Annotated in this window: 17 protein-coding genes; 5 read left to right on the plus strand and 12 right to left on the minus strand. The window is 64.7% G+C overall.

Annotation, left to right across the window (positions count from 1 at the left end):
- Positions 1-56 precede the first annotated feature (56 nt).
- Positions 57-1,817: an arginine--tRNA ligase gene (gene argS, locus AC522E_RS11545; RefSeq protein ID WP_500746411.1), complete on the minus strand. Its 1,761-nt coding sequence runs from the start codon at positions 1,815-1,817 to the stop codon at positions 57-59.
- A gap of 158 nt (positions 1,818-1,975) precedes the next feature.
- Entirely contained in the window at positions 1,976-3,184 is a 1,209-nt protein-coding gene (locus AC522E_RS11550; RefSeq protein ID WP_500746412.1) for a deoxyguanosinetriphosphate triphosphohydrolase, read from the minus strand.
- Positions 3,185-3,276: 92 nt separating this feature from the next.
- On the opposite strand from AC522E_RS11550, the gene erpA reads away from it, so the two are divergent.
- The gene (erpA, locus tag AC522E_RS11555) at positions 3,277-3,603 is read left to right on the plus strand and encodes an iron-sulfur cluster insertion protein ErpA (RefSeq protein ID WP_500746413.1); all 327 of its coding nucleotides are present in this window, start codon (positions 3,277-3,279) and stop codon (positions 3,601-3,603) included.
- A gap of 77 nt (positions 3,604-3,680) precedes the next feature.
- A complete protein-coding gene (locus AC522E_RS11560) occupies positions 3,681-5,552 on the plus strand; it encodes an aq_1923 C-terminal domain (RefSeq protein WP_500746414.1) in 1,872 nt (623 codons plus the stop codon).
- 98 nt (positions 5,553-5,650) lie between these two features.
- Here the strand turns inward: AC522E_RS11560 and AC522E_RS11565 are convergent, their stop codons facing one another.
- Positions 5,651-7,951 carry an NADP-dependent malic enzyme gene (locus AC522E_RS11565; protein ID WP_500746415.1) on the minus strand — a complete coding sequence of 767 codons (2,301 nt, stop codon included), beginning with the start codon at positions 7,949-7,951 and terminating at the stop codon, positions 5,651-5,653.
- 102 nt (positions 7,952-8,053) lie between these two features.
- On the opposite strand from AC522E_RS11565, the gene AC522E_RS11570 reads away from it, so the two are divergent.
- Positions 8,054-8,674, plus strand: coding sequence for a CatB-related O-acetyltransferase (locus tag AC522E_RS11570; protein ID WP_500746416.1), 621 nt, complete (start codon positions 8,054-8,056; stop codon positions 8,672-8,674).
- On the opposite strand, the gene AC522E_RS11575 is transcribed toward AC522E_RS11570, so the two are convergent.
- Genes AC522E_RS11575 through aspS form a run of 3 tightly spaced genes read right to left on the minus strand, consistent with a single transcriptional unit; the run spans position 8,646 to position 12,452 of the window.
- A complete protein-coding gene (locus AC522E_RS11575; RefSeq protein WP_500746417.1) occupies positions 8,646-9,743 on the minus strand; it encodes an acyltransferase family protein in 1,098 nt (365 codons plus the stop codon). The two genes, AC522E_RS11570 and AC522E_RS11575, sit on opposite strands and share 29 nt — an antisense overlap.
- A 10-nt stretch (positions 9,744-9,753) precedes the next feature.
- Complete coding sequence (locus AC522E_RS11580; RefSeq protein WP_500746418.1) at positions 9,754-10,647, minus strand: glycosyltransferase family 2 protein; 894 nt, start codon at positions 10,645-10,647, stop codon at positions 9,754-9,756.
- On the minus strand, positions 10,644-12,452 hold the full coding sequence (gene aspS / locus AC522E_RS11585; protein WP_500750660.1) for an aspartate--tRNA ligase: 1,809 nt from the start codon (positions 12,450-12,452) through the stop codon (positions 10,644-10,646). Before aspS ends, AC522E_RS11580 begins: the two co-directional genes overlap by 4 nt.
- Positions 12,453-12,868: 416 nt before the next feature.
- Between aspS and AC522E_RS11590 the strand changes: the two genes are divergently transcribed.
- Together AC522E_RS11590 and rnd are read left to right on the plus strand one after the other, a co-directional pair.
- Complete coding sequence (locus AC522E_RS11590) at positions 12,869-13,249, plus strand: hypothetical protein (protein ID WP_500746419.1); 381 nt, start codon at positions 12,869-12,871, stop codon at positions 13,247-13,249.
- Positions 13,250-13,338: 89 nt separating this feature from the next.
- Positions 13,339-14,505, plus strand: a complete 1,167-nt coding sequence (gene rnd / locus AC522E_RS11595) for a ribonuclease D (protein ID WP_500746420.1) — start codon at positions 13,339-13,341, stop codon at positions 14,503-14,505.
- Positions 14,506-14,882: 377 nt separating this feature from the next.
- Here rnd and AC522E_RS11600 read toward each other — a convergent pair whose 3' ends face one another.
- The 6 genes from AC522E_RS11600 to AC522E_RS11625 form a co-directional block, all read right to left on the minus strand.
- Positions 14,883-16,667, minus strand: coding sequence for an adenylate/guanylate cyclase domain-containing protein (locus AC522E_RS11600; RefSeq protein WP_500746421.1), 1,785 nt, complete (start codon positions 16,665-16,667; stop codon positions 14,883-14,885).
- Positions 16,668-16,956: 289 nt separating this feature from the next.
- Positions 16,957-17,580 (minus strand): 2OG-Fe(II) oxygenase, encoded by a 624-nt coding sequence (locus tag AC522E_RS11605; protein ID WP_500746422.1) that lies wholly within the window; start codon positions 17,578-17,580, stop codon positions 16,957-16,959.
- Between the two features lie 135 nt (positions 17,581-17,715).
- Positions 17,716-19,239: an exopolyphosphatase gene (gene ppx, locus AC522E_RS11610; RefSeq protein ID WP_500746423.1), complete on the minus strand. Its 1,524-nt coding sequence runs from the start codon at positions 19,237-19,239 to the stop codon at positions 17,716-17,718.
- Between the two features lies 1 nt (position 19,240).
- A complete protein-coding gene (locus AC522E_RS11615) occupies positions 19,241-21,565 on the minus strand; it encodes an RNA degradosome polyphosphate kinase (RefSeq protein WP_500746424.1) in 2,325 nt (774 codons plus the stop codon).
- Positions 21,552-22,244, minus strand: coding sequence for a P-loop NTPase family protein (locus tag AC522E_RS11620; RefSeq protein WP_500746425.1), 693 nt, complete (start codon positions 22,242-22,244; stop codon positions 21,552-21,554). Before AC522E_RS11620 ends, AC522E_RS11615 begins: the two co-directional genes overlap by 14 nt.
- Complete coding sequence (locus tag AC522E_RS11625; RefSeq protein ID WP_500746426.1) at positions 22,237-23,358, minus strand: AI-2E family transporter; 1,122 nt, start codon at positions 23,356-23,358, stop codon at positions 22,237-22,239. Before AC522E_RS11625 ends, AC522E_RS11620 begins: the two co-directional genes overlap by 8 nt.
- Positions 23,359-23,376: the final 18 nt, after the last annotated feature.

Below are 23,376 nucleotides of genomic sequence, written 5' to 3' on the forward strand. Positions count from 1 at the left end.
ACGACGTTAGGAAACCCGGCACATGCGTTCGGAAACGGTTGTCCCGCCTCGGAACGTCAACGCATCTCGTCGGGAGCCGTAACGCCCAGGATTGCAAGCCCCGCTGCCAGCACGCCCTTCAGGGCATGGACGAGAGCGAGCCTCGCTTGGGTTGAATCTTTATCAGTTTGATTAACAAAGCGTAATTGCGGCAAGTCTTTGCCTTTATTCCACAAGCTGTGGAAGGCACTGGCCAGATCATAGAGGTAAAATGCGACCCGGTGAGGCTCGTGCGCTTCGGCTGCCGCCTCGGCCATCCTGGGAAACTGCGCGATGCGATGGATCAGGTCCATCTCCGCTTCGTCCCGGAGCAGCGAAAGGTCGGCGCCGCCAAGCTGCCGCGGCGAAAAGTCACTGTCCGGGAATGCCTCCCGCGCCTGCCGGAATACCGAAGCGCAGCGGGCATGGGCGTACTGGACGTAGAAAACGGGGTTGTCCTTGGACTGCTCCACGACCTTCGCCAAGTCGAAATCGAGGGTCGCGTCGTTCTTGCGGAAGAGCATCATGAAGCGGACGGCGTCGCGGCCGACTTCATCCACCACATCACGCAGCGTCACGAAGTCCCCGGCCCGCTTGGACATTTTTACCGGCTCCCCACCGCGGAGCAGACGCACCAGCTGGCAGAGCTTCACGTCGAGATCGCCCTTGCCGGCGGTCACGGCTTTCACCGCAGCCTGCATGCGCTTGACGTAGCCGCCGTGATCGGCGCCCCAGACGTCGATCATCGAGGCGAAGCCGCGCTCGAATTTGGAGCGGTGGTAGGCAATGTCCGAAGCGAAATAGGTGAAGGAGCCGTCGGACTTCAGGAGCGGACGGTCGACCTCGTCGCCGAACTCGGTGGCCCGGAACAGAAGCTGTTCCCGGTCCTCCCAGTCCTCGTCCTTCTGGCCCTTCGGCGGCGGCAGGCGGCCCATATAGACGAGGCCCCGCGCCTGGAGGTCGGCGATGGTCCTGGCCACCTCCCCGCCATTGTCCTGCTGGAGCGTCCGCTCCGAGAAGAACACGTCATGACGGATGTTCAGCGCCGCCAGATCCTCCCGGATCATGTCCATCATCGCGTCGATCGACGCCTCCCGGACGAGGGAGAGCCACTCGGATTCAGGCCTGTCGAGAAGGCTGCGACCGTGCTCATGGGCAAGCTTTTCGCCCACGGGCTTCAGATAATCGCCCGGATAGAGTCCCTCCGGGATGGCGCCGATGTCCTCGCCCAAGGCTTCCCTATAGCGCAGGTAAGCCGACCGGGCGAGCACGTCGACCTGCGCGCCGGCGTCGTTGATGTAATATTCCCGCGTCACCTTGTGCCCGGCAAAGGCAAGCAGGGCGGCGAGGGCATCTCCGAACACGGCCCCGCGGCCATGGCCCACATGCATCGGACCCGTCGGATTGGCCGAGACATATTCCACGTTCACGGGAGTTGCCGCCCCCTGCCCGCTCCGGCCGAAGCTCCCGCCGTCGACGACGGCCGCACGCAGAACATCATAGAGGGCCTGCGGGAAGAGCTTGAGATTGATGAAGCCGGGCCCGGCCACGTCGACCTTCGCCACACGCGGATCGTTGCGCAGGTCGGCCGCGATGAGATCGGCCAGGGCGCGCGGGTTCATGCGCGCCTCCTTGGCCAGGACCATGGCGGCGTTGGTGGCGAGATCCCCGTGGGAAGGATCCCGCGGCGGCTCCACGACCACGCGGCTGGCGTCGAGGCCCGAGGGGATCTGATCCGCCCCGGCCAACCGGCCAAGCGCCTCCGCCACACGCTGCTCAAACAGTCCGAAGATATTCATGGTACTCTGTCTCGATCGGGCGAACGGCCCTTGGAAGCCCTGGCATGCCTGGAGCGTGACCCGCGAAAGCGGAAACCGGTTTCGCGTCCGATCGCTCCTTCTTTTCGAGCAAGTGCGCGATCGTGCCGCCGGTCCGGGCCGCCTCGGCGGATCGTGCGCTAGCGCAACTCGGGAGTTACGTCAAACAGGCGCCGGTGTTCGAGGATGGCGTAGCCGTCCGTCATTCCGGCAATATAGTCGGCGACGCGGCGGGCGAGACGGGGCTCGTCATCCCTGGAGACGCCCTCTCGCCACTCCTCGGGCATCGTCTCCGGCTCGGCCTTGAAGCGCCGGAACAGGTCCCGGAGGATATCGTCGGCCTTCCGCCTGACGCTCATGACATCCGGATGGCGGTACATGTGAGCGTAGAGGAATTTCTTCACCGCCGCGTCCGCTTCCCGCATTTCCTTCGAGAAGCAGATGACCGGCTCGGGCGCCCGCCGGATGTCGTCCGCGCTCCTCGGATCGAGGGTTTCCAGCCGGCGCTCGCCTTCCCGCACCACGTCCTCGACGAATCGGGTGATGACCCGCCGGGTCAATTCATGGATGCGCCGGGAGAGTTCGAGGCCCGGATAGCGATCATCGATCTCGCGCAGGATGCCGTCGAGGAAAGGCACCTCCCTTAACTGCTCGATCTGGAAAAGCCCGGCTCTCAGGCCGTCGTCGATGTCGTGGGAATCGTAGGCGATGTCATCCGCGATCGCGGCGGACTGGGCCTCGCCGCCGGCATGGGTCGCCAGTTCCAGGTCCTGGACCGCATTGTATTCGAGAATGGCGAGCGGAACCCCTCGCGCCGCATAGCGGAGCGTCGGCCGGCCATCGGCGTCGATCAGAGGACCGTTATGTTTCACCAGTCCCTCGAGGGTCTCCCATGCGAGGTTGAGGCCGTCATAGGCCGCATAGCGCCGCTCGAGACGGGTGACGATCCGCAGGGCCTGGGCGTTGTGGTCGAAACCGCCGAAACCGGCCATGCACTCCTCGAGCACGTCTTCGCCCGTATGGCCGAAGGGAGTATGGCCGAGGTCGTGGGAGAGGGCCAGGGCCTCCGCGAGGTCCTCGTCGAGCCCGAGGGAGCGGGCAATGGCACGGGCGATCTGGCTGACCTCGATGGTATGCGTCAGGCGCGTCCGGTAGTGGTCGCCCTCATGGTAGACGAAGACCTGCGTCTTGTGCTTCAGGCGCCGGAAGGCGGTGGAATGGATGATCCGGTCCCGGTCGCGCTGGAATTCGCTGCGTGTCGGGGAAATGGCCTCAGGATAGAGCCGCCCGCGGCTCGCCCGCGGATCGCAGGCATAGGGCGCTTGCCATCTCTCGCCAAAGGGCCGCACGCGTCTTCCCCGGGTTGAAGCCTTGTCAGCGGGCACTTACCTTGCTCTTAAGACATTGTCCAAGGTTACGTTCTGACGGACTGGATCCACGAATGGCCGAGATCACCCTTACTTCCCGCGCAGCGCAACGCATCAACGAAATCATGGCTGCCGAGCCCTCCGGCTCGATGCTGAGAATCAGCGTCAACGGAGGCGGCTGTTCCGGGTTCCAGTACGCTTTCGACGTCGAGCGCCAGCGCCAGGACGATGATCTGCTCGTTGAGCGCGACGGGGCCGCCGTTCTCGTCGACCAGGTCTCGATCCAGTACATGGATGGTTCAGTCATCGATTTCGTGGACGACCTCATTGGCCAGTCCTTCAAGATCGAGAACCCCCATGCCACCGCCTCCTGCGGCTGCGGCACATCGTTTTCGCTCTAGGAGAGGCCTGCCCAGTACATTTCCCTTGCCTGCCCGAAGTCCTTCGGCTCAGGGTTAAGGCGGATTCAGGGATCATCATGAGCTTTTCCTATCGTTCCGGCCTCTGTGCCTTGGCACTTGCGACCGGCGCCGCCGGACTCCAGCTGGAGCCGGCTTTCCTGCGCGACATGGTGGCCGAGGCGCCCGGCTTTCGCATTTCCGTGGATGCCGTTCGGGCACCGCTCTGGAGTGCCGCCTTCGCCGAGACGGCCGATACGTTCAGCCTGGAGAACGTGCAGGTTGCCTTCGGCTCGGCGACCTATCTGGCGAAGACCATTCAATTCTCCGGCGTGACGACGCCCCGCGCCGAGATAGAGGCGCTCTTTGCCACGTCATCGAGCGAGCCCGTCGCCGTCCGTCTCGCCCGTATCGATGCCGCGCAGGTTTCAATTCCGGATTTGAGGGTGCAGCAGAAGCTGGGCTCGAAGACGGAGACGATCACCTACAAGAATATCGTACTCCGCAATGTCCGACAGGGTCGTATTGCCGAGGCGGTCGCCAGCGCGGCCGGGGCCGAGATCGCGGAGGGAGAGGACCGGACGGTGTTCAGCTATGGCCGTCTGACCGTCAGCGACATCGACGCCCCGGCCTTTGCCTATCTCTACGAGACAAAGGCGGGCGCCTCTACCGGCCCGCTGACGAAGATCTACGGGGCCTTCTCCATCGATGACATCGACCTGGTGGATGGCCGAAACCGTACGAATGCCAGGATTGCCCGGCTGAGCGGTCGCGATTTCATGGCTCGCCCCACCAGGGAGTCCTGGGCCGGCTCGATGACCGTGTTTTCCGAGCTGGCGGACAAGGAAGACCTCTCCGAGGCCGAACAGAAGCGTCTTCTCTCCACAGCGGCCGATGTCCTGAGTGCCATCGATATCGGCTTCATGGAAGCGACGGGGATCGAGATCCGGGCACGCCCTGAGAATGGGAAGGATGAGGCCGTCTCCCGCATCGGACGCATGGCCTATACGAGCGCGAAGGGAACCGAGCCTTCCGATGCCCGCATCGAGGGATTCGACGTCCGGCAGGACGACGGTCGCATCGGCATCGAGACGATTGCCTTCACGGGCTTCTCTTTCGCCGCGACGTTCGAGGGTCTCAAGAATCTCGAAAGCAGGTCGCTGAAGGATCTCGACGCCGGCACGCTCCGGAGTCTCGCTCCCACGATCGGAACGATGCGGATGTCGGGCATCGAGATCGACATGCCGAACAAGGCCGGCAAGTCTGTCGGCCCCGAGCGGATCAAGGCGAGCCTCAAGGGCTTCGAGATGACCGCCGACCATCCGGTCAACGCGATCCCGACCAATCTCCGGATCGGCATCCAGAACTTCGCCATGCCGGTGCCGGAAAACAGCAGGGACGAAGGCCTCAGGAGCCTGGCCGATCTCGGCTACAAGGCCCTCGACATATCCATGCTCGTCTCCGCCGGCTGGAACGAGAGCGCGCAGGAACTGACCCTGAAGGAGATATCGCTCCAGGGCCGGGACATGGGCCGCGTCGCGCTGACCGGGACCCTCGGCGATGTCGGGAAGGATCTCTTCAACGCCGATACCGCCCTGGCCACGGTCGCGCTGATCGAAGCCAAGGCGAAAACGCTCCAGTTCACCCTGGAGAACGGCGGCCTCTTCGAGCGCTACCTCGACAAGACCGCGAAGGAGCAGAAGACGACGCCCGAATCCCTGCGCCGGACCTTCGCCGCCGGTGCTGCTGTCGTCGTGCCGTCCGTCCTCGGCAATTCGAGCCAGGCCAAGACCCTCAGCCAGGCCATTTCCCGCTTCATCGCCAAGCCCGGCCGCCTCGCCGTTGCGGCACGGGCGAAGGATCCGTCAGGTGTCGGAATTGCCGACATCGTCGCGGCACCGGATCCGTCAGCGGTGGTCGAAAAACTCGACATCACCGCTACCGCGGAATAGCGGGCCGCGCCGTCATCGTCGGGCGGGCGCTACGCGCTGCCCGGGAATGACAGAGGTAGGGCCCTGGCATGTCGGAGCCGTGAAGCGGGCCCTTTCGCCTAGGTCCGTACCCGCTCCGCTTCCGCCGCCTGCGCCTCCACCACCGCGATGGCGGTAAGGTTGACGATGCCGCGTGCGGTCACCGACGGCGTCAGGATATGCGCCGGCTTGGCGGGACCGATGAGAATCGGTCCGACCGGCAGGGAATCCGCCAGCATCTTCGTGAACTGGAACGCGATATTGGCTGAATCCAGATTCGGCATGATCAGAACATTCGCCTCGTCCTTCAGCCGCGAGCCAGGATAGACCCGCTCCCGGATCAGCGGCGACAACGCGGCGTCGGCCTGCATTTCACCATCGACCTCGAGATCGGGCGCCCGCTCGTTGATGAGCCTCAGCGCCTCGCGCATCTTGAGCGCGGAACGGGTATCGGCCGCCCCGAAATCCGCATGCGAGAGGAGCGCGATCTTCGGCTCGATGCCGAAACGGCGCACATGGCTCGCGCAGGCGATCGTCATGTCGGCGATTTCCTCCGCGTCCGGATTGTACTGAACGTGGGTGTCCGCGAGGAAGAACGCCCCCTTCGACGTGATGACCAGGGACAGGCCAGCCATCTCGTGGACGCCCGGGGCGAAACCGATGATGTCCTTGATGTGCTTGAGCCGGGACTGGAAGCGGCCCTCGAGCCCGCAGATCAGTGCATCGGCATCGCCGCGCCGTACCGCCAGCGCGCCGATCACGGTGGAGTTGGTGCGCACCAGGGTCTTCGCGGCGTCGGGCGTGATGCCCTTGCGGCCGGCTGCCTCCACATAGGTGGCCACGTAGTCCCGATAGCGCGGATCATCCTCGGGATTGACGAGGTCGAAATGGCGGCCGATTTCGAGCGAGAGGCCGAAACGCTTGATGCGCGTCTCGACGACGGTGGGGCGCCCGATCAGGATCGGCTTGGCGATACCTTCCTCGACGATGACCTGGACTGCCCGCAGCACACGCTCCGCCTCGCCTTCGGCATAGATCACCCGCTTGGGGTCCTGCCTTGCCTGGGAGAAGATCGGCTTCATGATGAAGCCGGAGCGGAAAACGAAGCGGGTAAGCGAATCCGCATAGGCCTCCAGATCCGCGAGCGGCCGGGTGGCCACGCCGCTCACCATGGCGGCCTTCGCCACCGCAGGTGCTATCCGCAGGATGAGGCGCGGGTCGAAGGGGCTCGGAATCAGGGATTTGGGTCCGAACGGATGCGCCTCGCCGCCATAGGCGCGAGCCACGACCTCGGACGGCGCCTCGCGGGCGAGGCCGGCAATCGCCTTGACGGCGGCGGCCTTCATGGCCTCGTTGATGGTGGTCGCCCCCACGTCGAGCGCGCCGCGGAAAATGTACGGGAAGCACAGGACGTTGTTGACCTGGTTCGGATAGTCCGACCGGCCGGTGCAGATCATCGCGTCGGGCCGCGCGGCCTCCGCCTCCTCCGGCATGATTTCCGGATAGGGATTCGCCAGCGCCATGATCAGCGGACGCGGTGCCATCTTGGCCAGCAGTTCCGGCTTAAGGACGCCGCCGGCCGAAAGGCCGAGAAAAATGTCCGCATCGACGATCACGTCGGCGAGGGTCCTGGCATCCGTCTTCTGCGCATAGGCCGATTTCCACCGGTCCATGAGCTTCTCGCGGCCCTCATAGGCGACGCCCTCGATATCCGTCACCCAGATGTTCTCGCGCCTGGCGCCGAGCGATACCAGGAGGTTGAGGCAGGCGAGCGCCGCGGCGCCCGCGCCGGACGTGACGATCTTCACCTCATCCAGGCGCTTGCCGGACAGTTCGAGGGCGTTGGTCACGGCGGCCGCGACGATGATGGCGGTCCCGTGCTGATCGTCGTGGAAGACGGGAATGTCCATGCGCTCGCGCAGGCGCTCCTCGACCTCGAAGCACTCCGGCGCCTTGATATCCTCGAGGTTGATGCCGCCGAAGGTCGGCTCGAGAGCAGCGATGACCTCGACGAGCCTGTCCACGTCCGTTTCCGCCACCTCGATGTCGAAGACGTCGATGCCCGAGAACTTCTTGAACAGGACCGCCTTGCCCTCCATCACCGGCTTCGAGGCCAGGGGACCGATATTGCCGAGACCGAGCACGGCGGTGCCGTTGGAAATGACGGCGACCAGATTCTGCCGGGAGGTGAGATTGGCGGCCTCCGAAGGATCGGCAGCGATGGCCTCGCAGGGGGCGGCGACGCCGGGCGAATAGGCGAGCGCCAGATCGCGCTGGTTGCCGAGGGGCTTGGTCGGCTGGATCTCGAGCTTTCCCGGACGCGGGTGGCGGTGATAGAACATCGCTCCCGATTTCAGATCCTGCGAGATGTTGTCAGCCATCCCCAACGCTCCTCACGCCAACGGGCGTCGTTTCAAGTCGGCGCACTTGTGCGCGCCTTGTTTCCCCTCGTCAACGCTCTTATCCGCCGGAACCCGTATCCTATGAGACTTCGTCATCGCCTCAAGAATTGGCGCAACCCGCACAACCAGACGAAGCTCCATCTCGCGCGGCTCGTGGAGCGGTACGGGTTCGAGATCGGCGAGTTCTCGTATGGTCGCCCGAAGGTCCGTTTCCCTGAATCGGGGAGGAAGCTGACCATCGGCCGCTACTGCTCCTTCGCCGACAAGGTCGAGATCCTGCTGGGCGGCAATCACCGCACCGACTGGGGCACGACCTACCCGTTCTCCGCACTTCGCGACCTGTGGCCCACCGCCCCTGACAGCGACGATTACCATACGTCCCGTGGCGACGTGACCATTGGGAACGATGTCTGGCTGGGTTCCGGCGCCATCATCCTTTCAGGCGTCACCATCGGCCATGGGGCGGTGATCGCCGCCCACGCGATGGTGACGAAGGACGTGCCGCCCTACGCCATCGTCGGCGGCAATCCGGCGCGGATCATCCGCTACCGCTTCGACGAGGCGACGATCCAGGGGCTGCTGGAAGCCGCCTGGTGGGAATTGCCGCGCGAGAGGATCGCCGTCCTGATCCCGCTTCTTCAAAGCGACCGGCTTCGGGAACTGATCGCCGCGGTCAAGGTCCTGCGGGCTCAATCGTCTTGATGGTCCGCCGTCCAAGGGCCTTCGCCTTGAGGGCGAGTGCGGGCTTCTCGACCCCGTACCAGGATAGGGCGGCCACGATGAGAGCCAGGGCAAGCGAGGGCACGAGCAGGAGGATGGCGGCCATCGTCGGGAACAGCGCGTGCAGTACCTGCTGGACCGGCCAGCCATAGAGATACGTGCCGTAGGAGAGGTCCGCCTCCGGCTCCCAGGAAAAGCGCGTCGCGACAGGCGCGAGCGCAAGCCAGATCACCCCATAGGCGGAGCCGAGGAAGAGCAACGTCTTGTAGAGAAACGTGCCCTGGGCGAGCAGCGTGGCGACGACGAGAACCAGAAGCACGACCCCGGACAGGCGGACCCGGTTGCGCCAGACGTAGAGAGCGCCGCCGAAAGCGAAGATCAGCGGCAGGCGCAAAGCCGTTTCGAGACCCTTGGGAGCATCCGGGCGGACAAGATCCAAACCGAGAAGCGCCACGGCCAGACCCGCAATCAGCGCGAGTGCGGCAGGCCGCCACCGGACCAGCCCGGCCAATCCCAAAGCCAGCACGCCAGCATAGCACAGGACCTCGTATTTGAGGGTCCAGACCGTACCCATGGGGAAGTGGAACGGGTTGCCTGCGAAGACCCCGGGCAATGCGATGTTGCTCTTGAAACTCGTTAGCGTCGCGCCGATGAAACGGCGCAATCCGTCGCTTTCCAGATAGTCCGTCAATGGCAGGCGGGTCATCGCCCCCCCGAGTAGGAGTGCGACCACGAGGGTCGCGACGATGAGGCCCGGCGCGATGCGCAAGCTGCGTGCGATCACGTAATCGCGCCAGCCGCGCCGGTCGAAGCTCATGGTGACGAGAAAGCCGGAAATGGCGAAGAAGCCGTTGACCGCATGCTCGCCGAGGGTGAAGCCCGTCCAGGCCATCAGAGGCTCGTCGGCGACCTCGCCGGTGGTGACGCTGAAGGCATGGGACACCACGACGGCCAGCGCCAGGAGCAACCGGATCAGGGTGAAATTGTTCTTGTCCTGCCCCATCGCCGTGGACAGGGTGGGCGCGTCGGTGAGAAAGACCGGCAATCTCATGACAGTCCCCTCATGACAGTCCCTCTTGGCGCAGGGCGCTCCGTCCCCGCATGAACGCGAGCGCGCCGGCAGCCGACCCGCCATAGCGCTCAACAAGACTGCGCCGGAAAGAGAGGCTCACGCCCAAAGTTTTCAAGGCATTGACTGCGAACATCGCGGGCGCCGGGTCGGGCAGCCCGTATTTGCGGCTCACATAGGCCCGCGACCAGGCCTGATGCCACCGCGACTTGAAGACGAGGCCGGGTTTCGGCCCGCTGGACCGCCCTCGCCCGTGGCGGACAAGCGCCCGCGGCACATAGACGAGCGCCGCGCCGGCATCGGCGATCCTCCGGCAGAGATCGTCGTCCTCATAGAACAGGAAGATCCTTTCGTCGAAGCCGCCGAGCATCAGGAAAAAATCGCGCCGCATGAGGAAGCAGGCGCCGGAGAAGAACGGCGCGCAGGCCTCCCCCTCGGGCAGGACGAGCTTTCCGCCGGGATTGGTGAGATTCTTCGCCAGAAGCGAGCGCGGCTGGAAGAAGACCCGCCCGCTCGGTTCCACGATCCGGGGAGCGAAAAGCGCCGCGTCCGGATACCGCCGCGCCGCGTCGACGAGAGCAGCCACGGCTCCCTCCCCGACCGTCACGTCGGGATTGACGATGAGCACGAACTCCGTCTCCGCGGCCCGCACGCCGGCATTGTTGGCGCGGCCATAGCCCTCGTTGCGGGCATTGCGAACGACCTGTGCGCCCTTCCCTTCCGCGATGGCAGTACTGGCATCCGTCGAAGCGTTATCGACGACGACGACCGGGACGCGCTCCGCCAGCAAGGCGTCGAGGCAATCGGGAAGCGCGTGGGCGCTGTCGAAAGCCACGACGATGGCGGTGACCACGGGCGTGTCCCCGTCGCGAGGGATCAGGCTCATTTCTCCTGGATGTTCAGCCGGATGTGCAGCTCGCGCAATTGCTTCGGCGTCGCCTCGGTCGGCGCACCGAGTAGAAGATCCTCGGCCTTCTGGTTCATGGGGAACAGCGTGATCTCGCGCAGGTTCTGCGCGCCGCAGAGCAGCATCACGACACGGTCGATGCCCGCCGCCATGCCCCCATGCGGCGGCGCACCGTACTGGAAGGCGTGATACATGCCGCCGAAGCGGTCCATGATCTCCTGTTCGCCGTAGCCGGCAATCTCGAAGGCCTTCACCATCCGCTCGGGCCGATGGTTACGGATGCTGCCGGAGGCCATCTCATAGCCGTTGCAGACCATGTCGTACTGGAGCGCGGTGATCCCGAGGATCCTGTCCTTGTCCGTGGGATCGAGCGCCATGAAGGCATCATGATCCATGTCGGCCATGGAGAACGGGTTATGCGAGAAATCGATCTTCTTCTCGTCCTCGTTCCACTCGTATTGCGGGAAGTCGGTGATCCAGGCGAAGGCGAACTGGTTCTTGTCGCCGATGCCCAGCTCGTCGCCGATGCGCACGCGCGCCTTGCCGGCGAGCGCCGCCGCCTTGTCCTCGGCGCCGGCTGAGAAGAACACCGCATCGCCTGCCTTGAGACCCGTCTTCTCGCGAATGACCGCCTGAGCCGCCTCGGGGATGAACTTGGCGATCGGCCCCTTGCCGGCGATCTGGCCGCCCTCTTCCTCGAACACGACGTAGCCGAGGCCGGGGGCGCCTTCGGAACGCGCCCAGTCATTGAGCTTGTCGAAGAACGAGCGCGGCTGCGATGCGGCGCCTGGCGCCGGAATCGCCCGCACCACGCCGCCCGACTTGATGACGTTCTTGAACGCGTTGAACGTCACGTCCTCGCGGGTGAAGACTTCCGAGACATCGGCGATCACGAGCGGATTGCGCAGGTCAGGCTTGTCCGAGCCATACTTGAGCATGGCTTCGAAGTAGGGAATGCGCGGGAACACGTCGGTGACCGGCTTGCCGTCCGCGAACTCCTTGAAGGTGTCGCGGATCACCGGCTCCATGGTGCGGAACACGTCTTCCTGCGTGACGAAGCTCATCTCCACGTCGAGCTGGTAGAACTCACCCGGCAGGCGGTCGGCGCGCGGGTCCTCGTCGCGGAAGCAGGGTGCGATCTGGAAGTACCGGTCGAAGCCGGAGATCATGATCAGCTGCTTGTACTGCTGCGGGGCCTGCGGCAGTGCATAGAAGTGGCCGGGATGGATGCGCGAGGGCACGAGGAAGTCGCGCGCTCCCTCCGGCGAGGACGCCGTCAGGATCGGCGTCGTGAACTCGAAGAAGCCGCTGTCCTTCATGCGCCGGCGAAGCGAGTCGATGATCGCGCCGCGCTTCATGATGTTGTGGTGGAGCTTCTCCCGGCGCAGGTCGAGATAGCGGTACTTGAGCCGGGTCTCCTCCGGATAGTCCTGATCGCCGAAGACCGGCATCGGAAGCTCGTCCGCAGGGCCGAGCACCTCCATCTCCGTGATGTAGACTTCGACCATGCCGGTCGGCAAATCGTGATTCTCGGTTCCGGCAGGCCGCTTGCGCACCTTGCCGTCCACCCGCACGACCCATTCCGACCGCACGGTCTCGGCCAACTTGAAGGCGGGAGAATCCGGATCCGCCACGCACTGCGTCATGCCGTAGTGGTCACGCAGGTCTATGAAGAGGACGCCTCCATGGTCGCGGATACGGTGAACCCAGCCGGATAGACGCGTCGTCTGGCCGACATCGGATTCGCGCAGAGCGCCGGCGGTATGGGAGCGATAACGGTGCATAGGGGCGGACATGGAGGCCTGCATCTGGGAGACGGTTCGGATCAAACGCGCACCATTCATGCGCGCCGGGGGATGTCAAGGCGGAACGGTCATTTCTCGCGGCCAAGTTCAGCCGCCGAACGCGGCGCAGGCAGATCCGCCCTGCCGGCGACAGGCCGCGGACGACGAGGACGAGCCCTCGCTCTTCTCTCCCGGCGAGAGAGGATCCGGGTGAGGGGCGGAGCCCTCTGGGCCCGCCCCTCACCCCGGTTCGCCCACGTGCACCCCCAGAGACCGGTGGACGGGTGGCGCCGCCGTCCCTACCTCTCCAAGCAGGAAAACGTATCGCGCCGCCTCTTCGGGGAGAGGCAGATTCGAGCTCCTCCAGATCCGAAATTCCGACCTTTCCGCCCTCGGCGATTCTTGCAGAACAAAGCATGAATCACCATATCCTGCTTATGATTCAGGCTCATATAACATCCCTGTTGAAGCCGGCCCGCAACAGCTCCGTCGAGGAGCGTGTCGAGGGGGCATGGCACGTCTATCCGATGGAAGGCGCGCTGGAGCTTCACTATACGGACCAGGCCGGCAACCCGAGCCGGCGCTGGATCATCGCGCGCGAGCTCAAGGTCGGCCCCGGCAAGACCCTTCTGGGCGGGATCGACATGGCCGATGATGGCTACCGGGGGTTCCGTGCCGACCGGATCGAGCGTCTGGTGGATGCGGAAACCGGCCTCGTGGTCGACCGCAACATCATCGACTGGCTGATCAAGCGCGCGGAACGCCAGGCCAAGGAGCGGAAGAAAATCCAAGGCTAGAGCGGAGCCGGAGAGGCTCTTCGCCGAAAAATGCTTTTGCCCCAAGACAAAGAGTCGCCGGATCGCCAAGCTTCGGCTAAAACGCCCTTATGGACTTGATTTCTACGACCGAAGCTCTCCGCCGGGCCTGCGCGCGCCTTGCCGCCCATCCGTTCGTCACCGTCGACACGGAATTCCTGCGCGAGACGACTTATTATCCCAAGCTTTGCCTGATCCAAGTGGCCGGTCCGGACCCTTCGGATGCCTGCCTCATCGACCCCCTCGCCCCGGACATGGACCTCGAGCCCTTCATGGCGCTGATGGCGGACCGGAAGGTGGTCAAGGTGTTCCACTCCGCCCGGCAGGACCTGGAAATCATCTGGAACCTCGGGCGCATCGTGCCCGAACCCCTCTTCGATACCCAGGTAGCCGCCATGGTCTGCGGCTATGGCGACTCGGTTTCGTACGAACAGCTTGCCAACGATCTGGCCAAGGCCCGCATCGACAAATCCTCCCGCTTCACGGACTGGTCGCGCCGCCCCCTGTCGGACGCACAGCTGACCTATGCCCTCTCCGACGTCACCCATCTCGTGAAGGTCTATGAAGCCCTGGAAGCGCAGCTGGAGAAGAACGGACGCCTCGCCTGGCTCGATGAGGAGATGGCGATCCTCTCCTCTCCGGAAACCTATCAGGCCGACCCGGAGAATGCCTGGAAGCGCCTGTCCGGGCGGCTGCGCAAGGCGAAGGAGATAGCGGTCCTCATGGAGGTCGCGGCCTGGCGCGAGCGGGAGGCACAGAACCGCGACGTGCCGCGCGGGCGCGTCCTGAAGGACGATGCCGTGATCGATATCGCCGTCTCAGGTCCCCGCAGCGTCGAGGCTCTGGGACGCCTGCGCACCATTCCGAACGGGTTCGAACGCTCCCGCACAGGAGCCGACATCCTCGAAGCGGTCGAGCGGGGCCTCGCCCGGGACCTCGCAGCCATACCGGTCCCGGAGCGCAGCCGCGGACGCGGCAATACCGGCGCGGTCGTCGATCTCCTCAAGGTCCTGCTCAAGGCCATCGCCGAGCAGGAAGGCGTCGCACCGAAAATCATCGCCACCGTCGACGATCTCGAGGCCATCGCCGAGAACGACGGGGCGGATGTGGCGCCTCTCCATGGATGGCGCAGGGCCCTGTTCGGAGACAAGGCCCTGGCGCTGAAGAACGGCCAGCTCGGCGTGTCGGTCCGCAGGAACAAGGTCTTCGTCCACCCGATTCCGGCATCGGAAAGCTGAAGTCCGGTTCTCATCTCGCTGCAGTCATTCCGGGACAGCTCGAAGAGCTGGGCCTGGAACCCATAGCCGCTGCGCCTGACGAGGAGGGCGCAACCGCACCCCTGGCCCGTCATTCCGAGCCGTCTTGGTTATGGGTTCCGGGCCCGCACCTTTGGCGCGCCCCGGAATGACAGCGTAAGAGGATCACCCCCCGTCATTCCGGGCGAGCGCAGCGAGAGCCCGGACCCATAAACACGGAGCTTTACGAATAAGGCACAGCGGCTGCCGCAGCTTTTCATTCGGAATCGCGGATGCTTATGGGTCCCGGGCCCGGCCCCGGGGTCGTCCCGGAATGACAGGGGGAGCTTGATAAAGCTCAGGCGGCGCCCGCTTCCTCTTCAGGCACCCTTCTTCCGGTCTGAGGATCCCTCAGGTAGCCCCGCCCGTCGAAGCCCCTCGCACAGACGGGCGATCGCGTCGGGACTGAAAGGCGGAGCCGCTCTCACCGCGTCGACGGTCAGCCCCGGATAGGCCGCGATCAGCCTTTTCACACAGGCCTCGGCCTGCTCCTGATTGCCCGAAAAGGCATGGGCAGCCGCGAGGAAACGATTGATCCAAGCTGCTTTCGGGTTGGCGAGACGCGCCTTCTCGAGCCATGTGACGGCCTCCGCGTAGCGCTTGGCTACGAAATGCGCATCCCCTATGCCGGCATAGGAGTTGAAGATCGTCGGGTCGAAGGGGCTGAGGCGGATCGCTCGCTCGAAATGCTGGATTCCGGTTTCCGGGTCGTCCAGGAAGGTGCGAAGCCAGCCGCTCCGGTTCCAGGCCCAGGACAGATTGGGATCGAGCGCGAGCGCCTTCTCGATCAGAAGCAGACCGGCCTTGTATTCACGGCTGATCGTATGCGTCGCACCCAGCACCGTCAGGACGAAGGGATCGTCCGCGGCGAGGTCGGCCGCGGCAAGGGCCTTTTCCAATGCATCCCGCCGATCGTGCTCGGGATCCTTCGACCACATATAGATGACCCGCTGGGCGCTGCACCAGGACGAGAGGGACAGGGCCAGGGGATAGTCCGGGTCGAGAGCGAGCGCGTGATCCAGCAGCTTCGTCGCGATATCGTTCGAGGCGGCATCCAGGGACCAGACACACGGCAAGGCCTGCATGACGAAATCGTAGGCGCTCAGATTTCCCGGCCTCTTCCGCCGCGCCCTCTCGACCTCGGCGGCCCGGATCGACGGCTGGATGGCGCCCACCACATGGGTCGTGATGCGATCCTGGAGATCGAAGATATCCTCGACCGTTCCGTCATACCGATCCGCCCAGAGATGCGCGCCCGTTGTCGCATCGACCAGCTGCGCCGTGATGCGGACCTTGTCGCGGATGCGCCTGACACTGCCCTCGAGCACGTACCGGACGCCGAGTTCGTGGCTGACCTTCTGCACATTCACGGCCCGTCCCTTGTAGGTGAAGGTCGAGTTGCGGGCGATCACGAAGAACGAGCGGACGCGCGAGAGGGCCGCGATGATGTCCTCGGCGAGGCCGTCCGCGAGAAACTCGCCCTCCCGAGTCTCGCTCATGTAGTCGAAGGGAAGCACCGCGATCGACGGCTTGTCCGGCACGGCCAGCGTCGGGCGCTGGTTTGTCTGGTGCGTGGAAAGGCTGTAGATCTTGACCGGCTTGGCGATGTTCTTGACCGACTTTTCCCCTTGGTCCTGGAAACCGTATGGCAGCTTGTCGCCCACCTCCTCATAGACCTTTCCGGAAATGCAGATCGCCCCGGGCTGGGCCAGCTGCTCCAGCCGGGACGCGATGTTCACGCCGTCCCCGTAGATGTCTCCGTCCGCCTCGACGATGATGTCGCCCAGATTGATGCCGATCCGCAGCTCGAGGGCGAGCGCCGGGTCCTGGATCGCCTTGGACCGGAGGGCTTCCTGCACCTCCACCGCGCAGCGCACGGCTTCCACCGGGCTGCCGAACTCCATCAGGAATCCGTCGCCGGTCGTCTTGACGACCCGTCCCCAATGCCCTGCCACGATCGGGTCGATCACGTCGCGTCTGAGGCTCTTGATGCGGGAGAGAGTGCCCTCCTCGTCCCCTTCCATCAGCGACGAAAATCCGACCACGTCGGCGGCGAGGACCGCTGCGAGGCGTCGCTGGGTTCCTGGACGTGTCGAGCCATTCATCGCATCCCTCATGCGCGAGGGGAGCCGACGGCGATAGAGGTCGTCCTGCTTTCCAGCGAAACGACGGCTATCAGCCCCTACGCTGGCCGAACCGACTTCAATCCTTGTGACAGGAGACTATGGAAAGGTTGTGTCGGAGCAGCCGTCACCGGCAGCCGGACCATGATGTCCAACGGCGTGGTCCTCCGGAGTCGGAGGCCGCCGGCACGTTGCCGGGCGGGGAGTGGAAACGGCCCTCCCCGACCTTGCCGTTCGCCGCGCAGGACAGGCCCGTGTCCGCGCAGTCGCCTCAGCGGCCGAAGATGCCCTTGAAGAACTGGGCCATCTTGTTGTGCTTCTTCTTGCGGTCCACGTCGGCCTGGCTCTTGACCCAGGCGATCTGGACCACGCGGCGCTCGCCGACGAAGGGGCGGTGGCCGTGCCAGGAATTGTCGGAGCGCAGGAAGGCGAACATGGTGCCCATGGTCGGCGGGACCTCCATCGCGTAGGGCTCGAAGTTCTGGCCGTCGTAGAGCACACGCAGACGACCACCGTCGCCCTGGTTCCAGTCGTCGTTCATGTAGACGAGCATGGTCATGACCTTGGACGGGCCGTCCGTATGGATCGCGCCGTATTTCGGCTGCGAGCGCTTCATGATGGTGGTAAGGCGCGGATACTGATGCAGGTCGACACCGAACTTCTTCGACAGCTCCTCTGTCAGCTCGGGCCCTTCCAGCTCGTCGATCAGGGTCTTGAAGCGCCCGTGGAGCTTGACCTCGTCGACGGTCAGGTAGCCGGGCTTCGTGATCTCGGGGAAATCACGCCGGAGATCATCGATGGCATCCGCCCTGAGAATGTTCTCCGTCAGCAGGAAATCGTAAGGCTCCTTGGACGTCTTGGCATTGCGGACGGCATTCAGATCGATCGTTTGCATGAGGGTCTCCCAGGCCACCTGGCCGCGATTTTCTACCCTAGTTAGAAGAAAACGTCACATTTTGCCAGCCGTCGGGTCCCGTCTCCTGGCCGCTCCGAACCATACGCGACGAGACAACGCATTCCGGCCCCGCTGTCACAGGATTTCGATGACAGGCTCCAGATTGAGCAGCTTGGCGAGGGCGCGGACCCGGCCGACGAGGCGCTCATTGGCAAGGTCCGCCCGGTGCCCCGGCAGTTGCAGGATCACGCTGCGGCCCCTCGCCACCAGGGGCGTCTCCGGCAGGACGCCTTCCATGGCGACGGAGACCGGGTAGGCGACACGCATCATCGCGGCGAGCAGGCGGGCGCGCTCGATGAGGCGTGCTCCCGCGAGGGCCATGATCCGCGAGCCGACCTTGTCCGGCGACAGCCCCTCATGACGGAAGAAGATCGACAGGGCGAGATAGGCCCGCCCGGGATGGTCGAGCCCGACGAAGGCGCCATAAGCGATGAGGTTGAGGCTCTGCTCCCCGCGATAGTCCGGATGGGCGCGCCAGCCGATATCGGCCAGGAGGCAGCCGGCATGGCGCAGGCGCCGCTCGTAATCCGTTTCCGGCAGGTCGACGGACTCGATGAACCGGCTGGTCCACTCCCATAGTTCCTGCCCGTGACGCGGCGAACGGGAGCGGAGCACGTTGAGGTCGCCCGCCGCCCGCAGCAAGGGGTCGAGCTGGCGCTTGTCCTGGTCGAGCTTGTCGTAGAGCAGGCCTTCGCGGACGCCGAGGGCCGAGATAGCGATTTCCCGGGGCGCGCCGAGACGGATGATTTCCTCGAGGAGAATCGCCCCATAGGCCAGCAGCGGACGGCGGGCCTCCGAGACGCTTTCGATGTCCTTGAGCGTCTTCGCATCGGCTTCCTCTACAAGATGCAGGAAGTCCATGCTGTCCTTCGGGTCGATGATGTAGTTGTGCATCACGTGGAGCGGGTAGCCCCTCACCGCCTGATGCAACCGCGCCAGGGCACGCCAGGTCCCGCCGACCGCGTAGAAGGTCCGGCCCTGGAGGTTTTCGAGCTGGCCGGCGGCCCTCTCCAGCGAGGAGCGTATGATCCGCTGGGCCTTCTTCAGGGATCCGCCGCTCATGTCCTGCAGAGCAAGGCCACCGAGAGGCATGGTGACCCCCTCCCCGACCTGTGCGCCCTTCACATCCACGAGTTCGAGGCTGCCGCCGCCCATGTCGCCGACGACGCCGTCCGGCTTGAAGAAGCCGGAGACGACTCCATAGGCCGAGAACTGGGCCTCCCTGGCGCCGGAAAGGAGCTGGATCGGACATCCGCAGGCACGTTCCGCGGCTTCGAGAAAGGCAGGACCGTTGGAAGCGTCGCGGGCAGCCGCGGTCGCCAGCACATAGATATCAGACACGTCCATCGTATCGCAGAGCACCCGGAAGCGGGCGAGGGCCCGCAGGGCCCGGTCCACCGCATCGTCGTCGAGCCGTCCCGTGGTGGCCACGTGGCGCCCGAGGCCGCAGAGCACTTTTTCGTTGTAGATCGGCGTGGGGGCTCGGGAGAGGCCCTCATAGGCGACAAGGCGGACCGAGTTCGAGCCGATATCGATGATGGCGATCGGACGGCCGATCTTGAGCCGGCCTTGTGCCTCGCTCCGTTCGGGAAGGATCATCTCAGCGTTGCCCACGCTTTGCGAGCGCCTTGGGACTGGACGTCTTGAGCGACTTCCCGCGGCCGGACAGACTTGGATTCGTCATGAAATACCTGTGGGCGTTGAATGGCTCCTCTCCCTTGGCGGGAACGATGCGCCGGCTGGTGCCGTCGGGAAGCACCGTCCAGCTCTGCTCGTTGTCGAGGAGGTTGGCGAGCATGATCTGATCAAGAACCTGCTGGTGGACGGTCGGGTTGAGGATCGGCAGCAGCGCTTCGACCCGCCGGTCGAGATTCCGTGGCATGAGGTCCGCGGAGGAGATGTAGACATGCGCCTTGGGGTTGGGAAGCCCGCTGCCATTGCCGAAGGCATAGATCCGGGTGTGTTCCAGGAAGCGCCCGACGATGGACTTCACCCTGATGTTGTCGGACAGGCCCTTGATGCCCGGACGCAGACAGCAGATGCCCCGCACGATGAGGTCGATCTGGACCCCCGCTGTACTGGCGTCGTAGAGCGCGTCGATGATGACGGGGTCGACGAGGGAGTTGCACTTGCCCCAGATCGTGGCGGGACGCCCCGCCTTCGCATGGGCGACCTCCTCTCCGATATGCTGGAGAAGACGCTGTTTCAGGTTGATCGGGGATACCGCCATTCGCTCCAGCTCCGCCGGTTCCGCATAGCCGGTGATGAAGTTGAAGATCCGCGAGACGTCGCGCCCGATCACCGGATCGGCGGTGAAGAAGGACAGATCCGTGTAGATGCGGGCGGTGATCGGGTGGTAGTTGCCCGTGCCCGCGTGGCAATAGGTGATGAGCTGGCCGCCCTCGCGGCGCACCACCATCGACAGCTTGGCGTGCGTCTTGAGCTCGATGAATCCGAATACGACCTGCGCGCCGGCGCGCTCGAGGTCCCGCGCCCAGCGGATATTCGCCTCCTCGTCGAAACGGGCCTTGAGTTCGACGAGCGCGGTGACGGACTTTCCTGCCTCCGCAGCCTCCGCGAGCGCAGCGACGATGGGCGAGTCCGAAGAGGTGCGGTAGAGGGTCTGCTTGATCGCGACCACGTTCGGGTCGCGGGCGGCCTGATGCAGGAACTGCACCACGGCGTCGAAGGATTCGTAAGGGTGGTGGACGATGATGTCCTTCTCGCGGATGGCGGCGAAGCAATCGCCGCTGTGCTCGCGGATCCGCTCGGGGAAGCGGGGATTGTAGGGCTTGAACTTGAGATCGGGACGGTTGAGGGCGACCAGTTGGGCAAGATCGTTCAGTCCCAGCATTCCCTCGACGACGAAAAGCTCGTCCTGCGCGATCTCCAGCTCCTCGGCAACGAATTGCCGCAAGTCCTCCGGCATCGCCGCCTCGAATTCCAGCCGGATCACGCTGCCGCGGCGGCGGCGCTTGAGAGCGGTTTCGAAATGCCGCACGAGGTCCTCCGCCTCTTCCTCCACTTCGAGATCGGAGTCGCGGATGACGCGAAAGGCGCCCTGCCCCTGAACGCTGTAGCCCGGGAAAAGACGGCTCGTATAGAGCACGATCATCTGTTCGAGGGCGATGAAGCGGGTCGAGCCGGTCTCCGAGAAATCCGGCAGGCGGATGAAGCGCTCCGCCTTCACGGGCAGGCGGATCAGCGCGTTCAGAACCTTGCCGTCGCTCTGGCGCGCGAGCTTCAGGGCGATGGAGGACCCGAGATTGGGAATGAACGGGAACGGATGTGCCGGGTCGATGGCGAGAGGCGTAAGGACCGGGAAGATGTGGTTGAGGAAGAAATCCTCCAGCCACGACGCTTCGGGCCTGGTCAGGCCCGCCCCATCCACCAGGACGATGCCTTCCTCCTGAAGGACCTCCTTCAGTTCCCGCCAGCGCCCCTGCTGGTCGGAGGCGAGCTTGGAGACCTCGACGGCGATCTTCGCCAGCTGCTCCAGTGGCGTGATGCCATCCTGAGAAGTCGTCGCCACGCCCGAGCGGACCTGCCCGCGCAAGCCGGCGACGCGCACCATGAAGAACTCGTCGAGATTGTCCGCCGAGATTGATAGGAACCGGAGTTGCTCCAGGAGCGGATGGTTCCGGTTCGCGGCTTCTTCGAGAACCCGCCTGTTGAACTGGAGCCACGAGAGCTCGCGGTTGATGAAGCGCTGGGGAAACTGGCGCAGGATGGACCCGTCGAGCTCGATATCCGGCGGCGCCTTGGGCGCCGGGGTCTCGCTGACGATTTCGGCTTCGTCCAATGCAAGGGTACTGCGCACGTCCGCCTCCGCTTTCTTTCGCGGGATCCGTTTTGGTTTGGAGGCCGTGACGGTTTCACGACGGCGCGCTGTCGGAGGCTTCACGTCGTCTTCAATCGATCTCATCCGCGTCCTGAAGGGCCCCGAGAACTTCCGATGCGATGGCCCGCGAAACGCGGCGTCCCCGACTGAGGGCCTCCTTGTCGAGGAGCGTCACCACCTCGGCCGCTTTCGTCAGCGACCGCTCGATGCGCAGAGCAATGTAATCGACAACGCTGGTATCGACCACCAGTTGCCGATCCACGAACAGTTTGACCAGGACCGCCTTGAGAAGCGCATCGTCAGGAGCATCGAGGGCGAGACTCGTGGCAAGGCGAAGCCGCGACAGCAGATCCGGCGTCCGGATGCCCCATTGGTCCGGGGATGCCACGCAGGTCATCAGCACATAGGCCTGCTTCTCCCGCGCGAGGTTGAGCAGGTGGAACAGGGCAGCCTCGTCCCTTTCGGCCTGGTCGATGTCCTCGATCACCAGTGCCCCGTTCGAGACGAGATGCGGGACCCGGTCCCGCGTCACCTCGAATGCATCAACCGTCCAGGCATGGGCATCCAGCGCCCAGATCGCCGCGAGATGGCTCTTCCCGCTGCCGGGGGGCCCGTTGAGCAGCAACACCGTGTCCGGCCATTCCGGCCAGCGCTCGATCATCGCATAGGCCTGCTCGTTCGACGGGCTGACGAGAAAATCCTCGCGTCCGTACCGGGGATCGAGGGGCAGGTCGAAGGCGAGCTGCTTCGGGGGCTCACGCATCGAATTCGATCCGCTTCTTTTCGGCTTCGGGACCCGGCATCAGGATGACCGGCTCGGTCCCGCGATAGAGAGGGCTCGCGAGGTATTGCTTGAGGGCGAAACGGGCAATCACTCCCATCGCCGCCGCCAGCGGCACGGCCAGCAGCAGGCCGACGAAGCCGAACAGGGCGCCGAAGGCGAGCAGGGCGAACATCAGCCACACCGGATGGAGGCCGACGGAATCGCCGACCAGCTTCGGGGACAGGATGTTGCCCTCGACGAACTGGCCGAACACAAAGACGCCCAATGTCGCGAGAATCCAGGTCCAGTCCGGCCAGAACTGGACGATCGCCACGCCCATGGACAGGATCAGGCCAGTGAGCGAGCCCACATAGGGGATGAAGCTCAGGATTCCCGAGGTCAGGCCGATCATCGCCCCGAAATTCAGCCCGATCATGGACAGGCCGACGGCATAGAATGTGCCCAGGATGATGCAGACCAGGGCCTGGCCGCGCACGAATCCCGCGATGGCCGTATCGATGTCCCGGGCAATGGAGCGGATGGTGTCCCGCTGCCTCACGGGCATCCAGGAATCGACGGTCGTTACCATGTGATCCCAGTCCACCAGCATGTAGAAGGCGACGACCGGGGTCACCACCAGCAGGGAGAAGATGCTGAGGAGGGCCTGCCCGCCGGACCAGAGCGACTGGAGGAAGGTTCCCACCCAGGCGATGCCCTGGCTCAGGAGATTGCCCACTGAGGTCTGCATCTCCGACAGCGCCGTCGAGCCGCCGAGCTTTTCGATCAGGGGGCCGCCCTGCTCCACCGCGAGCTGCTGGAGCCTGGCCACATAACTTGGAAGGCGCTGGACGAAGGCACCGACCTGCTGTGCTCCCAGGGGCACCACAACGACCAGCAGCACGATGAAGATCAGGACGAACAGGATCAGGATGACGAGGCTCGCACCCAGGCGGCCAATCCCGATCTTCTGGAGCCGGTCGGCCAGGGGATCGAGGAGATAGGCAAGCGCGAAACCCGCCACGAAGGGCAGCAGCACCGTCCGCAGGACCAGGAGCAGCACGACGGCCACCGTCAGGGCTACGATCCAGAATGCGATCTGCCGTTGGACCGTCATCTCACCTTCCCGCCTCGC

It is taken from the genome of Microvirga sp. BF8 (genome assembly GCF_059888585.1).